This is a genomic window from Pseudoalteromonas sp. 68 DY56-GL68 (genome assembly GCF_041414825.1).
GTDB lineage: Bacteria > Pseudomonadota > Gammaproteobacteria > Enterobacterales > Alteromonadaceae > Pseudoalteromonas.
In genome coordinates this window covers 548,825-575,397 of sequence record NZ_JAOCZL010000021.1, presented here as the reverse complement: position 1 = coordinate 575,397, position 26,573 = coordinate 548,825, and the positions used below count along the sequence as shown (strand labels likewise).

The window sequence follows — 26,573 nt, the reverse complement described above, 5'->3', positions numbered from 1 at the left end:
TCATTAATATCAATTATTTAATTTTATTTTGAGTTGGCCTGATAGTTGCTCTGTAAGGTTATTACCGACACAGAAGTAAGTAGCAAAATGAAATTTGATATTAAAGAGCAAGACTTAATCATCAAGCCCTACAACCAAGATGGGCCGATTTATATCCGAGAGCAAAAGGGGCACTTCCAACGTATCCGCCGTTACTTAGGCTGGGTACTGATGTTGACGTTTATCGCCATTCCGTGGATTCAGTATGATGGTCGTCAAGCCGTCTTACTCGACGTAGCAACACAAAAATTTAGCTTGTTTGGGTTAACACTGTTGCCTCAAGATTTTATGATTTTAGCCATGTTATTTATGACAGGTGCTTTTGCATTGTTTTTTGTGACGAACTGGTTAGGGCGAGTTTGGTGTGGTTATACCTGCCCGCAAACAATTTGGATGCTTATGTTCACTTGGGTTGAACATAAAGTCGAAGGGAACCGTAACCAACGAATCAAACTTGATAAATCTCCTTGGTCAGCAAGTAAGTGGCAAAAGAAAATAACCAAACATGCAGTTTGGCTTGTCATCTCTTTACTCACATCAATGTCATTTATGGCTTATTTTATACCTGCTAAGTCTTTATACATGAGCTTATTCACACTTGAAATGTCAGGGCTTGTTAGCTTTTGGGTTTTCTTGTTCGCATTTTGCACGTATGGTAATGCGGGGTTTTTACGTGAAAAAATGTGTACTGTTGCGTGTCCATATTCACGTTTTCAATCAGTAATGTTTGATAAAGACACGTTAGTCGTCACCTACGATCAAGAGCGAGGGGAATCTCGTGGTGCGCGTAAGCGTAAAGCCGATCCTAAAGAGTTAGGTTTAGGTGACTGTGTAGATTGTAACCTGTGTGTTGAAGTATGCCCTGCAGGTATTGATATACGAAATGGCTTGCAATATGAATGCATAAACTGCGGCTTATGTATCGATGCGTGTGACGATACCATGGAAAAATTTAATTATCCAAAGGGACTAATAAAATATGCCTCAGAAAAGCAAATGGAAGGAAAAACAACAAACCCATTTAGGTTAAAACTGCTTGGGTATGGCGGTTTAACGGTCTTATTTGTGGTTGCTATGGTCGTTTGGGTAGCTATGCGTACGCCAATAGAAGCATCAGTTATTCGTGACCGTAATGCTTTGTATCGTGTTAACTTTGAAGGGCTGGTTGAAAACCCATACACTTTATCAATTATCAATAAAACTCAGCATAGTTTGAGCTATTCAATTGGTATAACTGGTATCGAAGAAGCTAATCTACAGGTGCCAGAAACAATAACGATTGATGCAGGCCAAATGAAGAGGGTGCCTGTTACCGTGGTTGCTGATGGTTATGAATTAAAATCAAAAGTAACGCCAATAAGTTTCCATATTCAAGCGCTTGAAGATGCAGATATAGCGATAACGAAAGAAACAAAGTTTTATAAAAACTAATAACGCTTGGTATTGAAATGGCTTGTTAACAAGCCATTTCAGCAAATTCAAGTTGTTTTAAAACATAAGCTTTGGCGCTTTGCAAATCATCAAATAAACAATCAAGAATTTGAATCGGAGACTCAGCTTCTGCGATGATACGTTTCATTTGATTAAGCACGATTGAAGAGCTGAACATATATGCTGTGGCAATACAGTTTGTGCCTTGTAAAGCACGGAATAAATTAGCAAAACCTCGTTCTGCATCAGGAGTCGTTGCAAGTAGGTGAGTAGAATGACTAATATAAGCCCACGGGCGCCCAGCCAAAGCACTGATATGCTTTTTTAAACCAGTCGCGAAGTCGTTGACTAATCGTGCGTTAATATTACCAGAAAATTGTCCAATAATAATTGGACCCTCAGTGATGATACTGACACTGCCATAGTGATTCTTAAATTCCAATTTGCTTCCCTTTCGAATTAAAAAGAGCGCGAATTTTATACAATTCACAGAGCGTGTCTAGCTATTTATTGTACAATTATAAAAAAGCATAAATATTCTAAATTTATGCTTTTTATTGGTTTTTAATTGCTTTTATGGGTGTTGTGCAGATAGCTTATTCATCTGGCATTTAAAGTTTAGATAACTATTTATTAACAATATAGTCAAGAGCGCCTGTAATTGCCGCTACTTGAGCGTGAATACAAATTTCGTCACTTGCTTGTGGGCTATCAGGGTAGACCTCTGTTGTTGTTACAAATTCTGCATCTGTTAAGCCCATACATAAACCGAGCTTTTTCGCTTCGTAATTAATTACTCCAAACTGAGTTTGCGGCACACCAATCAACTGGTTATTTTCATCACTTGGGGCGATGTGGGTAACTTTTTCAACTGATTTTATAATTGCGGTTTGGAATTCATGTTCAGGACGTTCGCTGTCAGCTACAAGATAAAATCCATCTGGTATATTCCAATTATCGTGTGTTTTGGCATCGCGCGCTGCAAGCGCTGGACGAAACTCGCTATTATCAGTGTCGGTTGTTTCATGGAGATCAATATGTGCGTACGGTGCAATTGAATTATCAGCTAGGTACTGCATGATTGCTGCCGATTCTTGCGCAGGACTATTTTGATAAAAGGAGCGGTTTGGATCAGTTGCAGTTGGATTCCAACGGTTTATGGTTTCGTAACCCCAAGGGCTAATACAGGGTGCAATCAAAATATTAAAGTGTGAAAGGTAATCGGTAGCTGATTTTTTGGCAAAGGCTAATGCGCCGTGCACACCACTCGTTTCATAACCGTGTACACCACCTGTTACTAACACGCATGGTTTATTATTTTGCCAATTTTTGCTTTTTAAAATGAAAAGCGGGTAGCTGTTATTGTCATAGTCAAGCGTACCATAGCGTTCAACATCGAACTTTTCTGATAACGAATCAAGCTGTGATACGACGTCATCTGAGTAGCTACGCTTTACTGATTGAAGCGCAAGCCATGCTTTTTTGTCTTCATCATTCCAAGGTTTACCAGGGGTTCCGATAGGATAACTCATAAAATACCTTATTTGGATTTGCTGCAAAAAAGCGAGCTTATCGAAGCGTAGCATGTCATGCAACTAGATAAGTTCAGTCGTTATGTTTCCTTGTTCATATAACTTTGCGTGATGATGTTTGTGAATGTCGAATAAGTATTGGCGCATTGCATCTTCGCCTTCACAGACCTTAATTATTTTTGCAGCAATACCTTTACTTGTCGCTCTGACAGGTTTGGCTCTGATCATCACATGCTCTTGGTTGGGTAACTTAAAAGCAAGCGTAATTTCTTGCTCTAAAACGGCTTCGGCATGTTTTGGTTGTAGGAGTATTCCAGTACTCGAGAGTGATAAAATAACGTATTTTTCTGTTTGTAGGTCAAGATCGGGTGTTCGCCAACTTCTTTCAATTCCTTTGGTGTCGATTACTTCAGGCGCACTAAGAACCGGCGTTAATTGACCGCTTTCATCTGTGGTGAACTCTAATGGAAACCACAACTGATAGATACCCACTTCTGCCAATAGCGTTAATTTTGCATTCTTGAGTAATCCACTTAGCTTGTCTGGTAGGTTGAGATTTAATGACATTTTAGTGTTGATAGGGTCATCAACACTTTGTTCAGCCTCAAATAAGCTATTAAAAAAAGACAACTCTTGCTCTGATAAATGTGTCATCCCTAGCTCCTTTTAAGTACGACTGGGTAATAGTAACTTAAGGTCATAGTTTGTTCAAATAATGTGTACAAAACAGGCATTAACTGTGCCAGTTGCACAGAGATTTCTTTTAGTGTTTATTTGACTTACACTGGAGAAAATAATTCACAAGGATTTTATTTTGTCGAGTTTGACTGGTGTAAATAAAAGTTTAGTTATCTTTGCCGCTTTAGTTATTGTTTTAGCAGGTATTAAAGCTGCAAGTGTAATTGTGATCCCTTTTGTTTTGGCAGCTTTTATTGCCATTATATGTAATCCCCTGATCCGCTTTTTTGCTAAATATGGAATTCCCAAAGCAATTGCAGTGGTTTTTGTCATGATGATGATAGTTGGTGTAGGGGTAAGCCTTGCCGGTCTGGTAGGGCAATCTATGACCGATTTCTCTGAAAAACTACCAGAGTACAAAGCGCAACTACAAGAAGAGTTTGTGTGGGTTGTTAATGTTGCTGCTAGTTATAACATCTTGATTGATAAAGAACAGATTATTTCTTTATTTGACCCAGGAAAAATGATTGATGTGGCTACAAATATGCTTACAGGCCTTGGCGGCGTAATGGCAAATATGTTTCTTATTATTTTAACGGTAGTATTTATGCTGTTTGAAGGGCCAATGCTAAGCAAAAAAGTACATATGGCATTAGATGACCCCGAAATGAAAATGAAGCAAATTGACCGCTTTTTAGACTCTATTAACTCTTATCTTGCGATAAAAACGTTAGTAAGTTTGGGCACCGGCCTGCTTGCAGGTTCTATGCTATGGGCACTTGGTGTTGATTACTTTGTGCTGTGGGGGGTTGTGGCATTCATGCTCAATTATATCCCTAATATTGGGTCGATTATTGCGGCCGTACCGGCGGTATTATTAGCTTTAATTACACAAGGCCCGCTTGTTGCTGGGGTTATTGCGGGTGGTTACCTAGTAATAAATACGGTGATGGGTAACATAGTTGAGCCTAAATTTATGGGTAAAGGTTTGGGTTTATCAACGTTAGTTGTATTCTTATCTTTAATCTTTTGGGGTTGGTTGATGGGAACAGTCGGAATGCTGTTATCCGTACCATTAACTATGATAGTTAAAATAGCCCTTGAAACAAGCCAAGAAGGGCGTTGGCTCGCAACTTTGCTGGGAAACGGCGAAGAGCTTAAATTAGATGATTAAAAGGCGCTGATGCGCCTTTTTACTTTAATGGTTGCTTTAACACACTCAGGTGCTGATTGAGTATAGCAATTTCACATTGCTTGTAGGTAATAGCTGCCTTGGTTGCATTTGGCATTTTTTGCAAATATCGCCAACGACAACTGTCCTCTTGATAGCTGGCTTGGTTTTTTACACTGCGTAAAAATATAGGTAATAGTTGGCTGTTCCCCGTATCTTCTTTTATCTTTTCCAGATCTAGAGTCAGTTTATTCACCCACATTTTTTGTTCGCGTTCCAAATCTGCAATGACTTTATCTAAGCAGCGAATATATTGCTTTGTTTCAGCAGGTGTATTGCCGTTTAATGTGCATTGCTGTTGAGCATCGATAGAGAATGCTTGAAATGATATAAATCCTAAAAAAACTGTAAATATCGGGTGTTTCATATTATTTTTTATCACGATAGTTAAACTCTAAAATAAACTCAGCGCCACCAAGTTTTTCGGAGTCACCAATTGTTAAGTGGCCATTATAAGAGTTTACTAAGTCCGACACGATAGCCATACCAACACCATGACCACTTTCATAAGTGTCCAATCGGGTGCCTCTTGTTAATAATGATTCACGCTTGTCAACGGGCACGCCAGGTCCATCATCACAGATATTAATTGTTAATGATTTGCCTTGCTTAACGTTAATGTCAACTTGCGAGCGGCAAGCTTTACAAGCATTGTCTATTAGATTACCTAACAATTCCATTAAGTCGGTTTTATCACCTAAGAAGTAATCTTTCTCTGTTACTTCACAAGTAAAGATAATATCTTTGTCACGATAAACCTTCGTCATGGCACTTAAAATTGAATCAATAACAGGTTTAACAAGCGTTTGTTTTTTCCATGTATCAGACGCACCAGTGGCGGCTCGCTTTAATTGATGCTCGATCATCACATTAATACGGTCTAACTGCTCTTGTGCATCTGCATCATTGGCTAAAGGGCTTGACTTAAGTACAGCTAATGGGGTTTTCAATGCGTGCGCTAAATCGCTTAATGACGCCCGATAACGCTCTTTTTGGCGCTGCTGTGATTCAAGTAATAAGTTTAAATCTGCCTTAATTGTTTGTAGCTCAACAGGGTAAAGACCCTTAATTTGTTGATTATCGCCAGACTCAATGGATTTTATTTCTTTGTCTAAACGTTGTAGGGGTCTTGCGCTCCAAACAAAACCAATCGCCATCAATGCGGCGATTGCAACACCCATAACATACATCCAATTTACTAAGGTTTGTTTAAAGCCATCCATCAACCTGAGTAGAGCATCATTACGTTTTAACAAAATAAACCGTGCATGCTCGGATTGATCTATATTTTCTAGGATAACGGTAAGGGTAAGCTGCCAATAAACCACATTATTATATTCAACACGACGGAAATCGGCTGAACCAGCAGGGGCTTCGAATTCGTCAGGAATAAAATTTATATTCGTTGCTGACTCAGAGTACCAAACAGGTAGATCGTCACGATAAATCATAGCGTAGGTGTCTGAGTTTAGTCTGTTTAGTTCGGGGGTGAGAATGGTGCTTGGCATCACAATGCCACGTTCAGTAAAGTCAACTTCAGAGATAAGAGAGTATAAGTGGGCTTCGAGCGTTTTTTCGGTCGCTTCGACCAAGGAGGCGTAGTAAGCCTTACCAATTGAGAAAAACAAAATTGGTAAAGCAACTAATAAAACAAAGACAAGGATAAATCCTTGCCTTACTTTAAGCGGTATTTGCGATGCTACCACTGACTTTTAAGCCTGTAACCACGGCCACGTAACGTTTCTACAGGGTTTAGTGTACCGTCAGGGTCTAGCTTTTTACGTAAACGAAGCACGAATACTTCAATTACGTTTGAGTCAAGATCAAAGTCTTGGTCGTAAATATGCTCAGTTAGCTCTGACTTAGAGATCACTTTTTGTGGGTTAACCATTAAGTACTCAAGTACTTTGTATTCATATGCTGTCAGGCTAAGCTCTCTGTCATCTACCCATACTTGCTGAGAGCGAGTATGAATTTTGATTGGACCTGCTGTCATTTCAGGGTTTGCTTTACCCGCACTACGGCGAATAAGTGCGTTACAGCGCGCAATTAACTCTTCAACATGAAACGGTTTAGTAAGGTAATCATCAGCGCCTGCATCTAAACCTTCTACTTTATCTTGCCAACGGTCACGTGCCGTTAAAATTAAGATAGGAATAGTAATACCTTGTGCACGTGCTTTTGTGATCAGTTCTATACCATCTACTTTTGGTAAGCCTAAATCGACTACTGCCATATCAAGAGGGTATTCTGTAATATGAAATAAACCAGCTTCGCCATCGTGACAAAGATCTACACTGTAGCGCTCTTTCTCAAGGGCATTACGTAAATTGTCTGCCAAGTGTAAATCATCTTCAATTACTAAAATTCGCATTTTTAATCCTTTTTCACTTCGCCAGTCTTTTTGTTCACATGGATATCGACCACGTGTCCGTTCGTTTTTAATATTCTAACGGTATATACTTTTTCTTGCTCTGTGATTTTGAGGGTTCTACCGTCTTCCGCTTTTTTTGCAATCAACACTGCTTGCTTTTTACTGACCTCATCAGCTTGCTTGTTACTTGCAGCCGCTTGAAAGCTTGAAAGTGCAAATAGTAGGCTAAAACTGAAGGCTAATAATACGCGCATGACGGGAAACTCCTAAACCAGACCCATTTAGTTTAATTAACCAAGTAACTAAAACTCAAGTAAAAACGTTAAATTATGTGATTTAACGAGATGATCTTAGTTAACAAGCAGTGAACAAACACTGAATTATTGCAGCAGGAAAGTTCACTCTAATTAAAAATTAACCAAAGACTTTTTTAAATGGCTTTACAACTGAGTTATCGTAAACGCCAGCAGCAATATAAGGGTCGTTTGCTGCCCATTCCCTTGCTGCTTCTAATGAATCAAATTCAGCAACCACTAATGAGCCTGTAAAACCGGCTTCAGCAGGGTCTTCACTATCAACGGCTGGTAGCGGGCCTGCTGTAAATAAACGATTTTGATCGTCTAATTCCTGAAGGCGAGCTAAGTGAGCAGGGCGAGCAGATTTACGTGCGTCCAAACTATTCTCAACGTCTGTTGAATAAATCATATACAGCATAATGTGTTCTCAATGTTATTTTGAAAAAATAGTAGCATATTCTGCTGAGTAGACGAGAGATTATTTGCGTAATAATCTTTACACAAACCCATATAACTTTAACTTATAAAGCTTGAAATACGCGGTATAACACTGGTAGAGTCGCTTGATTGAGAAAATAATAATAAGGTTTTTAAATGAGCGAAAAACGCGAGCATTTTAGCTCCCGCCTCGGTTTTATTTTAGCGGCAGCCGGTTCTGCTGTAGGTATCGGAAACTTAGTGGGTTTTCCTGTTTCCGCTACAAAAAATGGTGGTGGTGCTTTCCTTTTAGTCTATGCATTGTTTGTCATTTTTATCTGTTTGCCTGTAATGATGGCCGAAATGGCAATGGGTCGTAAAGCGCAAAAAGATCCTCTTGGTTCTTACAAATTATTAGCGAGCAATGATCCAAAATGGAACTTTGCGGGCTTTTTAGCGGTACTAACGCCATTTATGATTGCTGTTTTTTATATGGTGATCACTGTGTGGATTTTTGGTTATTTATCGCAAACCGCATTTGGTAATTTAGATGCTTTAGCTCAGCCTGATAACTTTGGTACCTTTATCAATAGCTATACCGTGTTTGGTTATATGGCTGTAGTTGCAATCATCGTTAACTTGATCTTGGTTGGTGGTGTAAAAGAAGGTATTGAAAAAGCAGCTAAGTTTATGATGCCGGCTTTATTTGTGTTACTTACCGCGCTGGTGGTTTATGTATTAACACTTGATAACGCGATGGCGGGTGTAAAGTATTACATCGTACCTGATTTCAGTAAAATGAGTGCGAGTGTACTTAATGGTGCGCTAGCTCAAGCGTTCTTTTCACTGTCGTTAGGTATGGGTATTTTAATGACCTATGCATCATATATTTCTAAGAAAGATGATATCGTTGGCAGTGCTAAAATGGTTGCGGTAACTGATTCGCTAGTTGCGTTTATTGCCGGTCTTATGGTGCTTCCAGCTATTTTTAGTTTTAACCCAGATACTGATCCAAGTACTTTATCTGACTCATCGGTGTCGATGATTTTTGTATATCTACCAAAAATTTTATTAGCATTACAAGCTGATATTGGCTACGTGGGTGCATCAATTGTTGCGTTTGTATTCTTCTTATTAGTCTTTTTTGCGGCAATTACGTCACTTGTATCGATTGTAGAAGTACCAACAGCAACATTAAGTGATCGTAAGGGTATCAGCCGTAAAAAAGCATTGGCTATCCTAACTTTATCAACAGGCGTATTAACTGTGTTGTGTACCATGTCGTTTGGTATGGTTGACTCACTTACTCAGTTTGTTAATTATGGCGGCGCAGATAAGAGCTTGTTTGATATTGTTTATGATGTGTTTTACGACACAATTTTACCGCTTAATGGTTTAATGGTGTGTTTATTCGTTATGTACCGCTGGAAAAAAGCAAACTTATCAGCAGAGCTAAGCCAAGGCTGTGACGGCTATATCGGCAGCTTTACAGAGAAGTATGTGAACTTTTCGCTATCAACGTTTATCCCTGCCATTTTATTACTTATTTTTGTAAATACGGTCGCAACGAAGTTTTTTGCATTTAGTATTTTCGGATTTTAAAAGCCAACTCAATATTTAGCCGCGCACTTTTGCGCGGCTTTTTTATATTCGCTAAATAGCCCCTGCATCTAAAACATCACCTAGCCCCAAAGTAAACATCCAAAGTCCCCATAAACTGTGTTCAATAACACACACAAAGGTCGAGCGGCTTTGCGCATAGGTGTAAGAAAAAAGCAGCCCACCTAAAAATGCCAGCAGTACGGCGAGTACATTCGCATAGACAATGTGCGCCAACGCAAACACCGATGCGCTGACAATAATACGCACGGTTTTACTTGGCATAATGTGTTTATAACGATGGAAAAAATAGGTTCTAAAAATAAGCTCTTGCGGCATCACCGATAAAATGGGATAGAGCAATAACAACATCAGCCAATCATAAAAAGAATTTCTGGGCATCGAAAACCAGTTTTCTTGATTCATGATGCCGTAAAACATGCCTGAGAATAGCGCCCCTAAAAAGAAGAAGCTAAACAAGCGACGTTTGACTGCACTAAATTCACCTAAGCTGGTTAGCCTAAAGCGTTTGAAATGAGGGTCAGACAAAAGCAACATGCTGCACACGGCCATTAAAATAATAAGGGCAGGTATAAGCCAGTTAGCGAGGTGGGCGCGTAGCAAGAAGCCTAATAGCGGCAAAGAAACAAATATGAGGGTAAATTCAAACCAGCGGTATTGGTTAGCGTTCAATGTCGTCTCAGCGTGTTTTTTGTATACGCTAACAAGCTAAGACGACAGATTTATGACATTAAGATTGCTTTGAATCTTTCTCTTCGTCATCCTCAGGTAAGTATTTAAATAAAGTAATGATAGTGGCTAGCACGCATACAAAGGTAATGCCCATTAAACCAAATACTTTAAAGTTAACCCAAAAATCGAGTGAGAAATTATAGGCAATGTAGATGTTCAGCGCTGATATACCACCGGTTACTGCAACCCAAAAGAGATTAAGTTTGTTCCACAGTGTTTCCGGTACCTTGATTTCTTGTTTACTCTCAGAGGCATTTTCTAAAATAGAGCTAAGTGCTTTTTTAACTAGGTTTTTGCCAAGCACATAGCGGCTGACTAACAAGGTAGCACTTAAGATGGCATAGACAATGGTGGCCTTCCATTTCACAAACTGTTCATCGTGGAAGACTAAGGTAAGTGTTCCTAGCACGACTGCGATTGCAAAAAACACCCAGTGGCGGGCTGGTACTTTGCCATCTTTAAAATAACAATAAGCAACCTGAATTAAGGTAGTTAGCATCAGCAAGGCTGTTGCCCAATAAATATCAACTAATTTGAAAACCGCAAAAAACAAAATCAGCGGAGTGTATTCAATAATTGCGCGCATAGATTTATAAATGCTCTAATTTAAAAAGATACTGGGTTGTATCAAGTTATAGCTCAAGATACAAGGTTGACTTAGTTGCCCTGAAAGCTTAGCCTCCCGAGCCAATCTGGCCTAAACCAATGTTTAGGATGTTTTACCTTATCTTTTTCCGCTTAACCTCAGATGATTAAGCGGCGTATTTTGGAGCATATTATGAATAAAGCCGCGTTAGTATCGCAAATGGCTGCCCACAGTGAATTAACAAAAAAAGACACACAAGCAGCCTTAACGAGCATGTTAAATGCTATCGAAAAATCATTATCTGAGGGCGACCAAGTGCAAATAAATGGCTTTGGTACATTTGCCTTAAGTTATTATCCAGCCCGTAAAGGGCGCAACCCGCAAACCGGTGAAGAAATTGAGATTGAAGGCGCTAATAAGCCAGTTTTCAAACCTGCTAAAGCACTCAAAGACGTTTTATAAGCAGGATTTGCACAGCGGCTGTAGTATTTACAGAGTAAAAATTGGTGACTTAAAAATTAATTTAATATTTTCAATGTATTAAGTCTTGGCATGTTGTCTGCTTCTAATGATTTAGGTTTGCCCAAATAAGGAGATAACATGTCAGATTTAAATAGCCAACTTAATGGTAAAAAGATTGCCATTCTTGCAACCAACGGCTTTGAGCAAAGCGAGCTATTGTCACCACGAAGCGCATTATTAGAAGCTGGTGCACTTGTTGAAGTTGTGTCACTTGAGCGTGGCGATATCACCGCATGGGATGAAAACCAATGGGGTGAGCGAGTCACTGTTGACCGCGTAGTCAGCGAAGCAGACTCTGCAGAGTATGACGCGTTACTGCTTCCTGGTGGTTTATTCAACCCAGATACTTTACGTCAAGATAGCGAAGCAAAAGCCTTTGTTGATGGTTTTTTTAGTGCAGGTAAAAACAAACCTATCGCCGCGATTTGCCATGGCCCATGGTTATTAGCCGAAATTAACAAACTACGCGACCGTAAGGTGACATCATACCCAAGTATTAAAACTGATTTGATCAATGCTGGTGCTAATTGGGTTGATCAAGAGGTGTGTGTTGATGAGGGCATAGTCACAAGCCGAAGCCCTGCTGATTTAGAGGCTTTTAATCGTAAGTTTATCGAAGAGATTAAAGAAGGCGTGCACCGCCATCATTGATCATAATTAGTTAGACATAAAAAAGGGCCTTCAAGGCCCTTTTTTATGTAATAAAACAACTTACTTAGTAGCAGCTTTCATACTGGCTACAAACTCTTTTAAACCAGTGAGCATTGCTGCTTGGTCATCAAGGTTTGCCTCGATGATTTTAACAACCGCAGAGCCTGAAATGGCACCAGCGGCTCCTGACTCAAGTGCTGATTTAACATCTTCAGGTGTTGATACACCAAAGCCAAGTAGAGCCGGTGCAGCATGATAATCTTTTAGTTTTTTAACTAATGAATCTGCTGGCATTTGTGCCTTGGTTTCTGTGCCTGTCACACCTGCGCGTGAAAGAAGGTATGTGTAACCACGACCATATGACGCACACTCCCGTAAGGTGTCATCATCAGCATTAGGCGTTGCAATAAAAATTGGGTCGATGCCATTTTTCATTGCTGTTTGGCGAAATAGCTTTGACTCATGTAGTGGCACGTCAGCCACTAAAATTGAATCAACACCGGCTTCTTTAGCATCTTGATAAAATTTTTCGATGCCACGCTTAAACACCAGGTTTGAATACAATAATAAGCCAATTGGAATATCGGCATTGTACTGACGCACTTGTTTAATGATATCAAAGCAATCTTGGGTATTGATGTTTTCATCAAGTGCACGAATGTTGGCAGCTTGGATCACTGGGCCATCTGCAATCGGATCTGAAAATGGAATACCTAGCTCAAGGGCATCAGCGCCGCCATCAATTAAGCTTTTGATGATTTCTACACTCAGTGCTTTATTAGGGTCGCCAATAGTAACAAAGGGTACAAAGGCACCTTGGTTTGTTTCATTTAATGTGGCGAACAGTTGTCCGTAACGGTTAGTCTGGCTCATAGTGCGCCTCCTTCTGATAAAACACTGTGTACGTGAGCCAAATCTTTATCGCCTCGGCCGCTTAGATTAACCACTAAAATAGTGTCTTCGGTTTGTTGCTCAGCATATTTAAGGGCATATGCGAGGGCATGGCTTGATTCAAGCGCTGGAATAATCCCTTCGTTCTTAGCCAGTAGTTGGAATGCTTCAAGCGCTTCAGTATCAGTAATACCTACGTACTCAGCACGGCCAGTTTCATGCAAGTGCGCATGCTGTGGCCCAACAGCAGGGTAGTCAAGACCTGCTGACACAGAGTAAGACTCTTCAATTTGACCATCATCATCTTGCATAATGTAGGTATAGGTACCGTGTAAAATGCCTTTTGTGCCTTTACATAAGGTTGCACCATGCTGGTGGGTATCTAAGCCTTTACCAGCAGGCTCTACACCAATTAGTTTTACGCTTGGCTCATCAATAAAGTCTGTGAACATACCAATGGCGTTAGAGCCACCGCCCACGCAAGCAAGCACAGCATCTGGTAGGCGACCCTCAGCTTTAAGCACTTGTTGTTTTGCTTCTTCACCAATCATTTTTTGGAACTCACGTACCATGGTTGGGAATGGGTGAGGGCCTGCTGCAGTGCCTAGTAAATAGTGAGCATCTTTGTAATTTGCTGACCAGTCACGCAGTGCTTCGTTTACGGCATCTTTTAAGGTACCAGAGCCTGCTGTGACAGGAATAACCTCTGCGCCCATTAGTTTCATACGAAATACATTTGGTTGCTGACGTTCAACGTCTTTTGCGCCCATGTAAATACGGCATTTTAAGCCAAGTAGGGCACAGGCTAGGGCCGTTGCAACACCGTGTTGGCCGGCACCTGTTTCTGCAATCACTTCTTTTTTACCCATGCGTTTGGTCAGAAGTGCTTGACCAAGTACTTGGTTGGTTTTGTGCGCACCGCCGTGGAGTAAATCTTCACGCTTTAAATAAAGTTTTACCTTAGGATTTTTAACTAAGTTACGTGTCAGAGTTAATGGCGTAGGGCGACCTGCGTATTCATTTAACAGTTTTTCAAACTCAGCCTGAAAAGCTGGATCTTTTTGTGATTTATTAAACTCTGCTTCTAGTTGCTTGAGTGCTGGCACAAGCAGCTGTGGTACAAACATACCACCGAATTCACCGAAATAAGCTGGATTTTGCATTCTAACCTCAATAATTTCTGATATGCGAAAACGCATTTTGTAATTTTGTTTGGCACTTTTTACCCGCTGACGCTTCAATGCCAGAATTTAGGTCAAGGCCATTGGCACCGCGATAAAGCGCTGCGTGAATATTTTCTGGGTTTAAACCCCCGGCTAACATAAACGGCACGGTTGCCGTCTCTAGCACTGACCAATCAAATGCTTCGCCTGTGCCGCCTTTTTGGCTTTTGCTGTAAGTGTCGTATAAATGGCGATCAACCCCTTCAAGTGGTTTAGGTAATTCGCCTTTAACAGCTTGGGCTTTCCAAATTTCACAGCCAAGCGGTAGTTGCTTTCTGAGGCTTTGAATATACTCGCTATTCTCATCGCCATGTAATTGCACGGCAGCTAATTTTAAGCTTTGTGCATAATCGACCACTTGTTCAAGAGGTGCATTGACAAACACACCCACATACGCAAGTGGGGCACTTTGCGTTACTTGCTTGGCACAGTCGATATCGACATAGCGCGGCGACTTAGGATAAAAAATTAAGCCACCATACACAGCACCACTGGCGTAGGCTGCCATCGCATCTTGTGAACGGGTTAAACCGCACACTTTGTTCTCACCTAAAATCACTTTACGACACGCGGCTTCTAAGTCGCGCTCAGCCATCAGTGAGCTGCCAATTAAAAAGCCATCACACAATGGCGCAAGGCGTTTAACATCTTTATGGGTATAAATGCCCGATTCTGAAATCACCACTTTGTCATTTGGGATAAGCTGACGTAAACGCTCAGTTGTTGCAAGATCAGTACTTAAATCACGAAGGTCGCGGTTATTAATACCAATTAGGCTGGCATTAAGTGCAAGTGCACGACTTACCTCTTGTTCATTACTAACTTCAGTGAGTACCGACATATTTAAAGAATCAGCCACTTTATGAAGCGCTAAATATTGCTCGTCATCAAGGACTGAGAGCATTAATAGAATCGCATCACCACCCGATAAGCGTGCTAAATAAACTTGGTACTCATCAATAAAGAAATCTTTACAAATAAGCGGCTGTTCAACTTGGCTGCGCACGTGTTCGAGGTACTGATAGCTACCTTGAAAATATTTTTCGTCAGTTAATACGCTCATACAGGTTGCGTACTTTTTATAAACCGATGTAATTTCGTCTAAATTGAATGGTTCGCGAATAAGCCCTTTTGACGGCGAGGCTTTTTTACATTCTAAAATAAACTGTGTACCGGTTGCTGCTAATGCCGCTTCAAAGTTTCGCTTGGTTGGCACAACATCGCTAATGAACGATTCAAGCGGGCGCTGTGCTTTTCTTTGTTCTAATTCAATGCGTTTGTCAGCAACAATTTTGTCTAACACGTTAGCCATGACTTACCTCAATAATTGCGTTCAATGTGTCCATCGCTTTGCCTGATGCTAATAATTCGCTTACTTGATCTGCGGCTGCTTTTAAATCACCTGCTTTATCGGTTAAATAAAGAAGGGCGGCAACGTTGGCTATAATGGCAGCGTTATGCGCCATTTCACCTTGACCTTGTAAAATCGCTAAGCTTGCTTTTGCGTTATATTCTGGGCCTTGGCCTGCTAGTTGTTCAAGTGAATAGTTTGCAAGACCAAAATCGCTCGCTGTTAGCGTGTACTCGCTCAGTTCACCGTTATTAAGCTCAACCACTTTGGTTGTCCCGTGTAAGGCAATTTCGTCAGTGCCTGCACCGTGAACCACCATAGCGCGTTTTGTGCCAAGGGTTTTTAAGGTTTCGGCCATTGGTAAGCACAGTGAAGGGTCATAAACACCAAGCAATTGCACCTCAGGGGCAGCAGGATTGGCCAGTGGCCCTAAGATATTAAAAATTGTGCGGCTTTTAAGAGCCGTACGCACGCCCATCGCATGGCGTACACCACTGTGATAATGCGGTGCAAATAAAAATGTAAACCCAGTATTGTCTAAACAATGCGCTGCTTGCTCAGGGCTCATATCGATATTGATACCCAAGGCTTTAAGTAAATCCGCTGAGCCCGAATTACTCGACACACTGCGATTACCATGTTTGACCATATTGATGCCCGCAGCGGCGGCAACAATAGCAGCTGTGGTACTAATATTAATTGTGTTTGAGCCATCGCCACCGGTACCACAGCTATCAGCAAGTAAGGTTTTGCTGGTTTGAAATGGCACTGCGTTGGCGCGCATTGATGCCGCCGCACCGGCGATTTCATCACTTGTTTCGCCTTTTAGTTTTAGGGCGATAAGTGCAGCAGTTAATTCAATATCATTAAGCTGGCCATTCATGATGGCGTCAAACAATGCAGTTGCTTGCGAAAATGATAAATCTTGCTTTGCTAACAATTGGTTTAACTGGGTTTGAGTTGTTGCTTCCATGTTATTCCTCTACTGCACGCGTGTGGTTAAAAATTCAATGCTTTGCTGTAATAGCAATGCGCCATTTGGCGTTAAAATTGACTCAGGGTGAAACTGATAGCCAAGGGCACTATCTTGTTGGTGGTAAATTGCCATTGGAATATTTTCATAACAAGCAATTACTTCAACGTCATCAGGGACTTTAGTTGCCATTAATGAATGATAACGAGCAACCGGCATTTTATCGCCCATACCCGCGAATACTGGGTGCTCAGTCAACGTAATAATTGATGACTTGCCGTGCACAGTTTCGCCTGCATGACCAATAACCCCACCGTAGCTTTGTGTTAGTGCTTGCTGCCCTAAACAGATACCCAGCATCGGGAAGCGGCCTTTACACAGTTCAATGAGCTCCATTAAACAACCCGCATCAGAGGGGGCGCCAGGACCAGGTGAAAGCACTAATAATACAGGTACTGTCTCTTGGCACATTTTGTCGAAGATGCTTTGTGCACTGATGTTATTACGGTATACCACTAACTGGCACCCTAACATAGAAAGTTCATCGACTAAGTTATAACTAAATGAATCAAAGTTATCTAAAAAGTAGATTTTATAGGCTGATGTTGTCGTCATTATTGTGCCTCGTAAGTCGATTGAATCGCAGTGATCACAGCTTGTGCTTTAGCGCGGGTTTCATTGGCTTCTGATTGTGGGTCTGAATCAAACACCACACCTGCACCTGCTTGCACATAGGCTGTGCCGTTTTTAACAAAGGCAGAGCGAATAACAATACAGCTATCCATGGCACCATCACCTGTTAAATAACCCACAGCACCACCATAGCTGCCGCGGCGTTTTTGTTCGGTTTGACGAACTAACTCAGCAGCGCGTACTTTAGGTGCACCCACTAAGGTGCCCATGTTCATACAAGCTTGGTAAGCATGTAGCGCATCGAGTTCAGGTTTTAAAGTACCCACAACGCGTGAAACTAAATGCATCACTTGTGAGTAGCGGTCTACTTTTAATAATTCTTTCGCGTGACGTGTGCCTGGTACGCTAATACGGGCAACATCATTTCGCGCTAAATCAACTAACATCAGGTGCTCGGCACGCTCTTTTTGGTCGTTGCGAAGTTCAAGCTCAATGCGGCTGTCTAGGTCTGGATTAATTTGCCCGTTAGCAAACTTGCCACGAGGGCGAGTGCCGGCAATCGGGTATACCTCAACTTGCTTACTCTCAGCGCAATATTTGAGGGCTGACTCGGGCGATGCGCCGAATAACACAAACTCTGCATCGCGCATATAAAACATATATGGGCTTGGGTTTTGTTGTTTTAATTGGCTGTAAGCATGAAGTGAGTCAGGGCAGGCGAGAGAAAAAGTACGAGATGGTACAACTTGGAAAATATCGCCATCAACGATGTTCTTTTTTAACTTGATGACATGTTCGCAGTATTGCTCGTCGCTAACATCAACAGAAATTGGGTTTGAGCCTGCTTGCTTTTGCCCTTGATAGCTTTGTGCATTGTCACATACGGCATTTAAACGCTCTAACTGTTGACCAACCTCAAAACAATTAGCATGAACTTCAGGGCCGTTAAATACATTGCCAATTAGCTCGGTTGTTTTTGCTTGATGGTCGATGACAACTAACGTTTCGGCGAGGTAGAAAACATAATCAGGGCAGCTGTTTTCGCCGTCAGGTACATCAGAAAGGGTTTCGAAATTAGCAACCATGTCGTAGGCAAACACACCGCCTAAGAACACAGAAAATGGGTTGTCAGTGGTGCTTTTAATACTGTTGATGCAGCTACGTAGCGCACTAAATGCGTTATCTGCTACTAATTTACTGGCTTCATCAATATCGCTTGCGACCTCGTTGTAGGTTAACGTTAATGTGTCTTCTACAAGCTCAGAAGAGCAGTTTTGCACATGAGTTTGTAAATAAGGCAGTAATTGCTTGCCGTTATTTGACTGTGCGGTGAGTGTTACCTGTTTGCCTTGGCAAACAATACGTAGCGCTGAGTCAACCAAAATTAGACTTTTTACACTGTCTTTAGAATCAATTTCAGCAGACTCTAACAGCAGTGAATTAGGCTTATCGAGTAAACTGTATAACGCAAGTGGGCTACTGATGTAGTCGCGCACTTGAGTGATACTGGTTACTTCACCCGGTGTCGTTGTTATATGACTAAAAATCAAACCTCATTCTCCCTCATTCCCAAAAACTCTTTAAAAAACAAAACCCCGCGAAGCGATGCTTGGCGGGGTTCGTATAAAGATGCCTATAAATTAGATAGACCCTTACCGTCCCGCTAAGCCAGGCGCCACCACCAATGATGTGTAAGAGTTGCTATGTAATTCATTATAAAACCTTAAAATTTAGATATAAAAAAACCCGCTACTTGAGCGGGTTTTGAAATCGTTAGACACGACAATTCGTCACCCGCTAGTTACGAGTGCCACCACCAAATTGTGATTTGAATTGTTTTGTTCATTGTTATTGCTTATTTAACGTGCCTGAAAGTGCATACAGTAAAGCGTACCTATGCCGATACTGTCAAGTATTAATTTACCACAATTACTATAAAAATTTTGTTATACTCACATCATTGATTCAAGAACTTACGTAAAGCAGTCTTTCCCTTTGATAAAATACGATTTACATAGCCACACCACATACTCAGATGGTCAGCTATCAGTCGAGCAATTGTTACACCGCGCGGTTGAGAAAAACATAGATGTGTTTGCAATTACCGATCACGACACGTTGAGTGCTATAAAACCAGCACGCCAAGTCATTGCAGATGATAATTTACCGCTTAAATTAATTTCTGGTGTTGAAGTATCAACAAAATGGGAAAGCTTTGAAATTCATATTGTTGGCTTAAATGTTGATGATGAAAATGACGCACTGTTGTCATTATTACAAGCGCAACAAAGCAAGCGTGAAGAGCGCGCTTTAGAGATAGGTCGTCGCCTTGCTAAAAACGGTTTTCAAGGCATTTACGAGCAAGCAAAAACATTTGCCGAAAACGCCCAGATCACACGCGCGCATTTTGCCCGTGCACTGATTGAACGTGGAGTAGCTAAAAACTTCCCAGGGGTATTTAAAAAGTACTTAGGGCGAGGAAAAACAGGCTATGTACCAAGTAGTTGGTGTGATATGCAAACGGCAATTGCGGCCATTCACCAAGCCGGTGGGGTTGCCGTTCTTGCACATCCTGGGCGTTATCAAATGTCGAATAAGTGGCTGCGTAAGTTAATTATCGAATTTAAAGACGCAGGTGGCGATGCGATGGAAGTTGCACAGCCACAGCAGGCTCCGAGTGAGCGCCAGTTCTTAGGTGAACTGAGTCGTGAATATGGCTTACTTGCGTCACAAGGGTCAGATTTTCATTTTCCGACCAGTTGGTTGGAGTTAGGTAAAAATTTATACTTACCAAAAGATTGCCAAGGGGTTTGGCAAGCATGGGAAGGGCAATAGGAGCGTGTAATGAGTCAGTTTTTTCATATTCATCCAGATAATCCGCAACCACGCTTAATCAGCCAAGCGGTTGATATTATTAAGCAAGGCGGTGTTATTGTATACCCAACCGATTCGGGTTATGCACTTGGCTGCAACATTGGTAATAAACAAGCAAAAGAGCGCATCGAACGTATTCGTGGCATTGAAAAACACCATAACTTTACCTTAGTTTGCCGCGACTTATCGGAGCTATCAACTTATGCTCGCGTTGATAACCAGCTATTCAGATTAATTAAAAATAACACCCCAGGGCCTTATACGTTCATCTTTAAAGGCACTAAAGAAGTACCAAAGCGTTTATTAAACGAAAAGAAAAAAACCATTGGTATTCGTGTTATCGAACACCCAATCACCTGTGCTTTATTGGCTGAATTAGGTGAACCCTTAATGTCGTGTTCTTTAATTTTACCAGGTGAGCAATATACCGAAGCTGATCCTGATGAAATTCGCGATCGCATTGAAAAGCAAGTTGATTTAATTATTCATGGTGGTTATCTTCCTGAACAGGCAACCACTGTAATTGACTTATCAGATGATAGCATCGAAATCTTACGTGTCGGTTGTGGTGATACTAAACCATTTGAGTAGAGATTTCATTGACTAGCCCAGAGCTTGACGCGCCAGATAATTTACAAGAGCCAGTACAGCAAAAGCTGCCACTGGCTTTTTTGCATGGCAAAGCGGTGGTCGATAAACCTGAAGATTTATACATTCCCCCTGATGCGCTAGAGATCATTTTAGAAACCTTTGAAGGGCCACTCGATTTACTTCTGTATTTAATCAAAAAACATAAACTCGATGTGCTAGAGCTCTCTATTTTTAGTATTACTGAGCAATACGTTAGTTATGTTGAAATGATGAGCGAGTTTCAGCTTGAACTGGCTGGCGAATACCTTGTGATGGCGGCACTACTAGCACAAATTAAATCACGATTATTACTACCAAAACATGAAGAGCTTGAAGAGGAAGAAGACCCTCGAGCTGAGCTTGTAAGACGTTTACAAGAATACGAACAATTTAAAAAAGCCGCCGAAAATCTTGATGAGATCCCTCGCGAAGGCCGCGATATCTTTGTTGCCGAAGCGCTGGTGCCAGAATTTAATGAGCGTGAGGTGCTGTTACCTGACGTTGACATGAAAGACTTGTTAGTCGCACTAAGCGACGTTATGGCTAGGGCCAAAACATTTGAACACCATCATATTACCGCAGAAGCTTTATCAACCCGTGAGCGCATGAGCTTAATCTTAGATAAACTCTCAGAAGCCCAATCACAGCTGCCTTTTAGTACTCTTTTTACTATTGATGAAGGCAGAAGTGGTGTTGTCGTTAGCTTTATCGCTATGTTAGAGCTGGTGAAAGAAAACCTAATCAGCTGCTTTCAGGTAGATGCCAATAGCCAGATTTATGTTGGTTTGGTGGAAGAAAGCGAATAGCTAAGCCCTTTAGTAGGTAATACAATGAAACAGAATATTGTTCATATTGCTTTGGTCGTGAAAGATTATGATGAAGCTATCGATTTTTATGTAAATAAACTCAAGTTTGAGCTTCTGGAGGATACCTATCAACCAGAACAAGACAAACGTTGGGTGGTTGTTGCTCCGCCAAATTCTCATGGTGTGACCTTGTTACTTGCCAAAGCGTCGAAGCCTGAACAGCATGACTTTATTGGCAACCAGAGTGGAGGAAGAGTATTTTTATTTTTAAATACAGACGATTTTTGGCGAGATTTTAAGCGCATGAAATCAATTGGCATTAAATTTGTCCGAGAACCAATTGAACAGGACTATGGAACCGTAGCTGTTTTTGAAGATCTGTATGGAAACCTATGGGACCTTCTTCAGTTGAATCCCGACCACCCAATGGCAAAAAGATAACACTGAAATACGAATAAAATTTTAATAATAGTGTAAAGATAAGCACTGTCAGTCTTTTCTAATAAATCACTAGGAATAGTTTTTGTGTTTTAAAGGTCATTTAATGAGTCTTTAAACTCACAAGAGCATATCGTGATCAAATCAATTCTATTTTTAAAGGTCGCATTTAACAAAAGAACCTTAGTTACTGGTTTTAAGACTGCCCTTATTGTGGGTATTTTCTTAAACATAATTAATCAAGGCGATCTCATTCTAAGTATGAAATTAGCCGATGTTCATTGGCTCAAACTAGCACTGACCTTTTGTGTACCATTTTTTGTGTCTGTGTATTCTGCAACAATAGCACGTTTAAGATTTGACCCAGGAACAAGAGCATGGGTTGAAGCGCAGTTAAGCTGTGGCAAATGTAATAAGGTGTCGTTGCATGTACTCAAAAATCACTTAGTTGGTGAATGTAGTAAATGCAGAGACAAAACGCTTTGGTACAAAAACCATTAACACTTTCTATGCAAGGGAAGTTATATCGCTGTGTAAATATGTGCGTAAATGCACAGATGATGTTTGTTTAACGCTATTTTAATTGCAAATAAGCTAGGCTATTCTATCGGTAGGAATAGCGATTTTCGGAAAAGAGTATGTTAAGCAACACTAAAACCAGCTACGGATGGGTAGCAATTACACTTCATTGGTTAATGGCTCTTGGGGTGTTTGGCCTGTTTGGCTTGGGTGTCTATATGGTTGAGCTAACTTATTATGATGCTTGGTATAAAGGCTCCCTTGATTTACATAAAAGTGTAGGGATTACCTTGGCAGCTGTTTTACTTTTTCGTTTTGGTTGGCGGTTACTCGGTACACAACCTGAGCCGATATCTAATACTAAAACCATGAACTTTATTGCTCACTCAGTACATAAAATAATTTATTTATTACTTATCGTCATTGTTATAACCGGTTATTTAATCTCGACAGCAGATGGACGTGCCATTGACGTATTTAATTTATTTGCTGTACCCGCATTGCCAGGTTCAATTGCTAATCAAGAAGATATTGCAGGTGAAATTCACTTTTATGCCACATACGGGCTAATAGGTGTTGTTGTTTTACATGCATTAGGGGCACTAAAACATCATTTTATCGACAAAGATAAAACCTTAACTAGAATGATCAAACCACTAAAGGATGATTAATATGAAAAAGTTACTTTTAAGCACGGCATTAAGTGCGGCGTTATTTTCTACTGCAAATGCGAATGCAGCAGACTATGTGATTGATACAGACGGTGCCCATGCATTCGTTACTTTTAAAATTAAACACTTAGGCTATAGCTGGCTGCATGGCCGCTTTAACACTTTTTCAGGTGATTTTAGCTACGATGATAAAAAACCTGATGCCTCTAAAATCAATGTAACGATTGAAACAAAGAGTATTGATTCTAACCACGCTGAACGTGATAAGCATCTACGTGGTAAAGACTTTTTAAATGTAGATAAGCACCCAACAGCGACGTTTAAAAGTACTTCAATTAAATTTGATGAAGAGGGTGATGAAGCTGATGTAACGGGTGAATTCACTTTAAATGGCGTCACTAAAACGATTACCTTTGAAATTGATAAAATAGGTGAAGGTAAAGATCCATGGGGTGGTTACCGTGTTGGTTTTGAAGGTGAAACAAGCCTAAAACTTGCTGACTACGGTATTGATTACAACCTTGGACCTGCATCTACACATGTGGATATTGGTTTATTTATTGAAGGTGTTCGTAAGTAACATTATTTTAAAAGTGCCGCTTAATGGGCGGCACTTTCATTTCTATCCTTGAGCCTTTTCTCTAAAATTGGCTTTAAATTATCAGGTAACCAGCGCACTAAAATGTCGTGATAATCTTGCGTATGTGCGATTTTTTCTAACGCAATATCGAGTTCACTAATTATCTGGCGACCTTGTTCATTATTAGTGCAACCAATAAACCCTTCACTTAGTTTAGGTGCCTCTGTCAGAGTGAGCTGGGTTAGTTTGTCCTCAAAGCCCATTGAGTGAGCCAGATAATAGTGCTCACTGGGATAACCCAATAGAATATCGATACGTTTTTTGCTTAACATGTAAGTCAGGCTTGCTAAAGTATCACTGCCTGGGCGAAATATTATATTTGCATCATGATTGGTGTTTATAACGTCATCAATACTTTTACCAAACGAGCGGCTCATAGATACCCCAAGTGCAAGGTGCTTCTCATTTAACAGAGCTTTTAAAGAAATTGCTTTACTAGGGTCTAAATCGAGCGCTTTAATTAGCTCTTTTCTTATGGCTATTGATGGAGATAATCCAATTGTTGATGTGTGAGAGCTAAAAGCAATGTGCTGTTTACGGTGCTCATTCTGATATAACGATAACATGCAATAATTATTTTGCGGATTAGAAAGTTCGTGTATTGCTCTACTTGACGGATAAAGAGTATGTGTGAATCGATAACCTGGTAACGCTTTTTCAATCATTTTCATGACACTTTCATCACGCCCCGTACCTTCATAGCGGTCATTCATGATGTAATAAGGCGCAAAATCAACGACTACCCATTGAATAGTTTTGGTTTGTTTTTCGGCAAATGAGGCTGCGCAAAAAAAGAATAGTAAAAGAACACTAGCACGGCGCATCTTACTACCTGTTAATAGTTAAAAATATAAGTGTAGCAGGGTTTTAGCTCAATGCAGAGAAGTATAAACTAAAACGCCAGCAGAGCTGGCGTTTTTCGGTTTAGTTGGCTTTTAGCCATTTCACAAATTGACGGGCATCACTGGCCTTTTGGAAAATGGCGTTTTTCAAGCCTTGCGTGTCACTAAAAATTACACGCTGTTTGTTAACCGATATTGACTGCACTGGGTGTGCAATTTGGATCAGAGACCCATTGTATTTATATGACATAATAAAACTCACTCTTTCTGTTTGTCAGATTCTGTAGAGCTTTAAAGGCAGTTAAAAATACAGTCTGACATTTGTTGTCTTGCGTACAGTGTTGACTAAGTTTGTGACAGTTTGGTGATAATTTTGAAATTCATCAAATTGTCATTCGGTAACACGACATCGCAAGTATTTATACGAATATGCGGGAATTACTGGATCAAGGTAAGGGGTTAACCGCGAGGTTTCTAAAAACCAGACAGATAGACTACTTCACGAATGTTTTTTATGCAAGTTTTATTTTTTAAAAAAATCTACTTTAAATATTGGCTTTTAATCTAGTGCTATAACCGAGTTATTTTTAAGGGGAAGTGCTCGTTTACTCAAGCTATAAAAGACAAGCAAATAGATGTATTTACTTGTCTTTTAAGTATTTGCTGTTAGTTAAGTATTTTAATTTGCTCAACTGAAGATACGTCTACATGAGTTTGGTAATAGTATTTATTTGTAGCTCGTCCTTGTGAGATGAAGTCTATTATGACGCGCTTTGCTTCGCCCGTAACTTCTATCTCTTTATCAATAAAAAATGTCTCAGGGGATTCACCAAATTTTTTAGTGAACTCAGGTACAACCTTGTAGTTTAAGGCAACTGTAATTGATCTTCTATCACGGTAATCTTCTTCAGTATTTAAAAAAACGTCACCTCTGTGTTTTCCGGCTGCTTTAATATGAAATTTAAATATGCCTTTAACACTGTCTGGCGCACTCGCTTCACTTAAAGCAATCACGTCCATTGTATTACTGGTATCTATACGTGATGGCGATGAACTGCACGCAGCCAGTGCTAATGTAGAGAGTAAAAGTAAGTATTTCATATTTAACTTCCTTGTAAGTGTTTAAACTATATTTATTGGGTACAAATCGGTAGTTAGAGTAATTGTTCAATATGTCAAAAGCAACAGGATTATCTTTATTTATTAATTAGTTTTATGCAGTAGTCAGCAAAGGTCTCTACAGTCTTTCAAGTTAATCCATATCAATTTGAAGGGGATAGCTTGCTCAGGTTTAATATAGCTGGATGTTTTTTTGAAACAGGCGTATTCTAATCGGGACAATAAAAATAATAGTTTTAAGAAAGAAGTAGATTCATGAATTACCTCTTGGTAACAGACATTTTTGGTAAAACTGCTCACCTAACACAGCTTGCCTTGCAGCTTAAAAATCGAGTTAGAATGTGCGACCCATACATGGGGCAAATACAGTTGCCAACAAATGAATCAGCACAATATCAGCACTTTTTGAATGAGTGTGGGCATGATACCTATTTTGAGCGTGTCCATTTCACACTAACAACAATAAAACGTCCTACAACGATTATAGCTTTTAGTGCAGGGGCATCAGCAGCCTGGCGAGCACAAGCTGAATTAGACAACCCTTTTATAAAACAGCTTATTGCTTTTTATCCATCGCAAGTGAGGCATCACCTTTCACTGAATGCGAATATACCTTGTCGATTTATTTTTCCTCATAGCGAAGCACATTTTGATATTGCGCCAGTGGTTGCAGCTTTAAATGAAAAGGACAGGGTAGAGTGTAATGTAAGTCAATATGCTCATGGTTTTATGAATGCTTTATCTGAAAATTTTGATTTAAATGCTTATAAGTATTTTACCTCGCACTTGCTAGCAATTGAGACAAGCTCAGCGCAATCAATACCTAATTAGAAAATCTGGTCTATAGTCATTAC

General features: G+C 40.3%; 32 protein-coding genes. 13 read left to right on the top strand and 19 right to left on the bottom strand.

The genetic code is table 11. The annotated features are described in order from the left end of the window. Positions 1–87: 87 nt before the first annotated feature. Complete coding sequence (gene ccoG / locus NYF15_RS17070) at positions 88–1,470, top strand: cytochrome c oxidase accessory protein CcoG (protein ID WP_371354207.1); 1,383 nt, start codon at positions 88–90, stop codon at positions 1,468–1,470. Positions 1,471–1,495: 25 nt separating this feature from the next. Here ccoG and NYF15_RS17065 read toward each other — a convergent pair whose 3' ends face one another. The 3 genes from NYF15_RS17065 to NYF15_RS17055 form a co-directional block, all read right to left on the bottom strand. Beyond that, on the bottom strand, positions 1,496–1,912 hold the full coding sequence (locus NYF15_RS17065; RefSeq protein ID WP_130149661.1) for a hypothetical protein: 417 nt from the start codon (positions 1,910–1,912) through the stop codon (positions 1,496–1,498). A 184-nt stretch (positions 1,913–2,096) separates the two neighbouring features. Then, the gene (locus tag NYF15_RS17060) at positions 2,097–3,002 is read right to left on the bottom strand and encodes a M14 family metallocarboxypeptidase (RefSeq protein ID WP_371354206.1); all 906 of its coding nucleotides are present in this window, start codon (positions 3,000–3,002) and stop codon (positions 2,097–2,099) included. A gap of 63 nt (positions 3,003–3,065) precedes the next feature. Next, entirely contained in the window at positions 3,066–3,656 is a 591-nt protein-coding gene (locus NYF15_RS17055) for a hypothetical protein (protein ID WP_237118733.1), read from the bottom strand. A 160-nt stretch (positions 3,657–3,816) separates the two neighbouring features. On the opposite strand from NYF15_RS17055, the gene NYF15_RS17050 reads away from it, so the two are divergent. Beyond that, positions 3,817–4,854: an AI-2E family transporter gene (locus tag NYF15_RS17050; RefSeq protein ID WP_371354205.1), complete on the top strand. Its 1,038-nt coding sequence runs from the start codon at positions 3,817–3,819 to the stop codon at positions 4,852–4,854. Positions 4,855–4,873: 19 nt separating this feature from the next. On the opposite strand, the gene NYF15_RS17045 is transcribed toward NYF15_RS17050, so the two are convergent. The 5 genes from NYF15_RS17045 to NYF15_RS17025 all read right to left on the bottom strand — a co-directional run bounded on the left by NYF15_RS17045 (position 4,874) and on the right by NYF15_RS17025 (position 7,999). Then, positions 4,874–5,293 carry a hypothetical protein gene (locus NYF15_RS17045; protein WP_237118732.1) on the bottom strand — a complete coding sequence of 140 codons (420 nt, stop codon included), beginning with the start codon at positions 5,291–5,293 and terminating at the stop codon, positions 4,874–4,876. Further along, positions 5,280–6,617: an ATP-binding protein gene (locus NYF15_RS17040; protein WP_371354204.1), complete on the bottom strand. Its 1,338-nt coding sequence runs from the start codon at positions 6,615–6,617 to the stop codon at positions 5,280–5,282. Before NYF15_RS17040 ends, NYF15_RS17045 begins: the two co-directional genes overlap by 14 nt. After that, the gene (locus tag NYF15_RS17035) at positions 6,611–7,285 is read right to left on the bottom strand and encodes a response regulator transcription factor (RefSeq protein ID WP_062568851.1); all 675 of its coding nucleotides are present in this window, start codon (positions 7,283–7,285) and stop codon (positions 6,611–6,613) included. Before NYF15_RS17035 ends, NYF15_RS17040 begins: the two co-directional genes overlap by 7 nt. A 2-nt stretch (positions 7,286–7,287) precedes the next feature. Further along, positions 7,288–7,539: a PepSY domain-containing protein gene (locus NYF15_RS17030; RefSeq protein ID WP_062568852.1), complete on the bottom strand. Its 252-nt coding sequence runs from the start codon at positions 7,537–7,539 to the stop codon at positions 7,288–7,290. A 160-nt stretch (positions 7,540–7,699) separates the two neighbouring features. Then, positions 7,700–7,999, bottom strand: a complete 300-nt coding sequence (locus NYF15_RS17025) for a YciI family protein (protein ID WP_371354203.1) — start codon at positions 7,997–7,999, stop codon at positions 7,700–7,702. A 176-nt stretch (positions 8,000–8,175) separates the two neighbouring features. On the opposite strand from NYF15_RS17025, the gene NYF15_RS17020 reads away from it, so the two are divergent. Further along, the gene (locus NYF15_RS17020; RefSeq protein ID WP_371354202.1) at positions 8,176–9,600 is read left to right on the top strand and encodes a sodium-dependent transporter; all 1,425 of its coding nucleotides are present in this window, start codon (positions 8,176–8,178) and stop codon (positions 9,598–9,600) included. Positions 9,601–9,651: 51 nt separating this feature from the next. Here NYF15_RS17020 and NYF15_RS17015 read toward each other — a convergent pair whose 3' ends face one another. Both NYF15_RS17015 and NYF15_RS17010 read right to left on the bottom strand, forming a co-directional pair. Next, a complete protein-coding gene (locus NYF15_RS17015; protein ID WP_130149667.1) occupies positions 9,652–10,290 on the bottom strand; it encodes a type II CAAX prenyl endopeptidase Rce1 family protein in 639 nt (212 codons plus the stop codon). Positions 10,291–10,348: 58 nt separating this feature from the next. Continuing rightward, positions 10,349–10,936, bottom strand: coding sequence for an inner membrane-spanning protein YciB (locus NYF15_RS17010; RefSeq protein ID WP_371354201.1), 588 nt, complete (start codon positions 10,934–10,936; stop codon positions 10,349–10,351). Between the two features lie 162 nt (positions 10,937–11,098). Between NYF15_RS17010 and NYF15_RS17005 the strand changes: the two genes are divergently transcribed. Then, a complete protein-coding gene (locus NYF15_RS17005) occupies positions 11,099–11,398 on the top strand; it encodes an HU family DNA-binding protein (protein ID WP_346729895.1) in 300 nt (99 codons plus the stop codon). A gap of 138 nt (positions 11,399–11,536) precedes the next feature. Further along, on the top strand, positions 11,537–12,109 hold the full coding sequence (locus NYF15_RS17000) for a type 1 glutamine amidotransferase domain-containing protein (RefSeq protein WP_371354200.1): 573 nt from the start codon (positions 11,537–11,539) through the stop codon (positions 12,107–12,109). A gap of 60 nt (positions 12,110–12,169) precedes the next feature. Here the strand turns inward: NYF15_RS17000 and trpA are convergent, their stop codons facing one another. From trpA to NYF15_RS16970, 6 genes are read right to left on the bottom strand one after another with little or no spacing between them, the layout of a single operon-like run. Beyond that, the gene (gene trpA / locus NYF15_RS16995; protein WP_055021153.1) at positions 12,170–12,982 is read right to left on the bottom strand and encodes a tryptophan synthase subunit alpha; all 813 of its coding nucleotides are present in this window, start codon (positions 12,980–12,982) and stop codon (positions 12,170–12,172) included. After that, entirely contained in the window at positions 12,979–14,163 is a 1,185-nt protein-coding gene (trpB, locus tag NYF15_RS16990; RefSeq protein ID WP_294411650.1) for a tryptophan synthase subunit beta, read from the bottom strand. Before trpB ends, trpA begins: the two co-directional genes overlap by 4 nt. A 7-nt stretch (positions 14,164–14,170) precedes the next feature. Continuing rightward, positions 14,171–15,535 carry a bifunctional indole-3-glycerol-phosphate synthase TrpC/phosphoribosylanthranilate isomerase TrpF gene (gene trpCF, locus NYF15_RS16985; protein WP_371354199.1) on the bottom strand — a complete coding sequence of 455 codons (1,365 nt, stop codon included), beginning with the start codon at positions 15,533–15,535 and terminating at the stop codon, positions 14,171–14,173. Then, the gene (trpD, locus tag NYF15_RS16980) at positions 15,528–16,547 is read right to left on the bottom strand and encodes an anthranilate phosphoribosyltransferase (RefSeq protein ID WP_371354198.1); all 1,020 of its coding nucleotides are present in this window, start codon (positions 16,545–16,547) and stop codon (positions 15,528–15,530) included. The genes trpCF and trpD overlap by 8 nt, the downstream gene beginning before the upstream one ends. A gap of 9 nt (positions 16,548–16,556) precedes the next feature. Then, on the bottom strand, positions 16,557–17,162 hold the full coding sequence (locus NYF15_RS16975; protein ID WP_237118723.1) for an aminodeoxychorismate/anthranilate synthase component II: 606 nt from the start codon (positions 17,160–17,162) through the stop codon (positions 16,557–16,559). After that, positions 17,162–18,730: an anthranilate synthase component 1 gene (locus tag NYF15_RS16970; protein WP_371354197.1), complete on the bottom strand. Its 1,569-nt coding sequence runs from the start codon at positions 18,728–18,730 to the stop codon at positions 17,162–17,164. Before NYF15_RS16970 ends, NYF15_RS16975 begins: the two co-directional genes overlap by 1 nt. Positions 18,731–19,175: 445 nt before the next feature. Here NYF15_RS16970 and NYF15_RS16965 point away from each other — a divergent pair, with 445 nt between their 5' ends. From NYF15_RS16965 to NYF15_RS16935, 7 genes are all read left to right on the top strand, one after another. Beyond that, positions 19,176–20,015 (top strand): PHP domain-containing protein, encoded by an 840-nt coding sequence (locus NYF15_RS16965; protein ID WP_371354196.1) that lies wholly within the window; start codon positions 19,176–19,178, stop codon positions 20,013–20,015. Positions 20,016–20,024: 9 nt separating this feature from the next. After that, positions 20,025–20,645, top strand: a complete 621-nt coding sequence (locus tag NYF15_RS16960; RefSeq protein WP_237118720.1) for an L-threonylcarbamoyladenylate synthase — start codon at positions 20,025–20,027, stop codon at positions 20,643–20,645. Between the two features lie 8 nt (positions 20,646–20,653). Further along, a complete protein-coding gene (locus tag NYF15_RS16955) occupies positions 20,654–21,490 on the top strand; it encodes a ScpA family protein (protein ID WP_371354195.1) in 837 nt (278 codons plus the stop codon). A 24-nt stretch (positions 21,491–21,514) separates the two neighbouring features. Further along, positions 21,515–21,931, top strand: coding sequence for a VOC family protein (locus NYF15_RS16950; RefSeq protein ID WP_371354194.1), 417 nt, complete (start codon positions 21,515–21,517; stop codon positions 21,929–21,931). Between the two features lie 132 nt (positions 21,932–22,063). After that, entirely contained in the window at positions 22,064–22,429 is a 366-nt protein-coding gene (gene nrtS, locus NYF15_RS16945; RefSeq protein ID WP_237118718.1) for a nitrate/nitrite transporter NrtS, read from the top strand. 137 nt (positions 22,430–22,566) lie between these two features. Beyond that, positions 22,567–23,118 (top strand): cytochrome b, encoded by a 552-nt coding sequence (locus tag NYF15_RS16940; RefSeq protein ID WP_237118717.1) that lies wholly within the window; start codon positions 22,567–22,569, stop codon positions 23,116–23,118. Between the two features lies 1 nt (position 23,119). Then, positions 23,120–23,698 carry a YceI family protein gene (locus tag NYF15_RS16935; protein WP_062568870.1) on the top strand — a complete coding sequence of 193 codons (579 nt, stop codon included), beginning with the start codon at positions 23,120–23,122 and terminating at the stop codon, positions 23,696–23,698. Positions 23,699–23,718: 20 nt separating this feature from the next. On the opposite strand, the gene NYF15_RS16930 is transcribed toward NYF15_RS16935, so the two are convergent. The 3 genes from NYF15_RS16930 to NYF15_RS16920 form a co-directional block, all read right to left on the bottom strand. Continuing rightward, on the bottom strand, positions 23,719–24,582 hold the full coding sequence (locus tag NYF15_RS16930; protein WP_371354193.1) for a TIGR02285 family protein: 864 nt from the start codon (positions 24,580–24,582) through the stop codon (positions 23,719–23,721). Positions 24,583–24,682: 100 nt separating this feature from the next. Continuing rightward, on the bottom strand, positions 24,683–24,850 hold the full coding sequence (locus NYF15_RS16925; RefSeq protein ID WP_165381452.1) for a hypothetical protein: 168 nt from the start codon (positions 24,848–24,850) through the stop codon (positions 24,683–24,685). 416 nt (positions 24,851–25,266) lie between these two features. After that, entirely contained in the window at positions 25,267–25,701 is a 435-nt protein-coding gene (locus NYF15_RS16920) for a hypothetical protein (protein ID WP_341804189.1), read from the bottom strand. Positions 25,702–25,974: 273 nt separating this feature from the next. Here NYF15_RS16920 and NYF15_RS16915 point away from each other — a divergent pair, with 273 nt between their 5' ends. Continuing rightward, entirely contained in the window at positions 25,975–26,550 is a 576-nt protein-coding gene (locus NYF15_RS16915) for a hypothetical protein (protein WP_130149682.1), read from the top strand. Positions 26,551–26,573 lie beyond the last annotated feature (23 nt).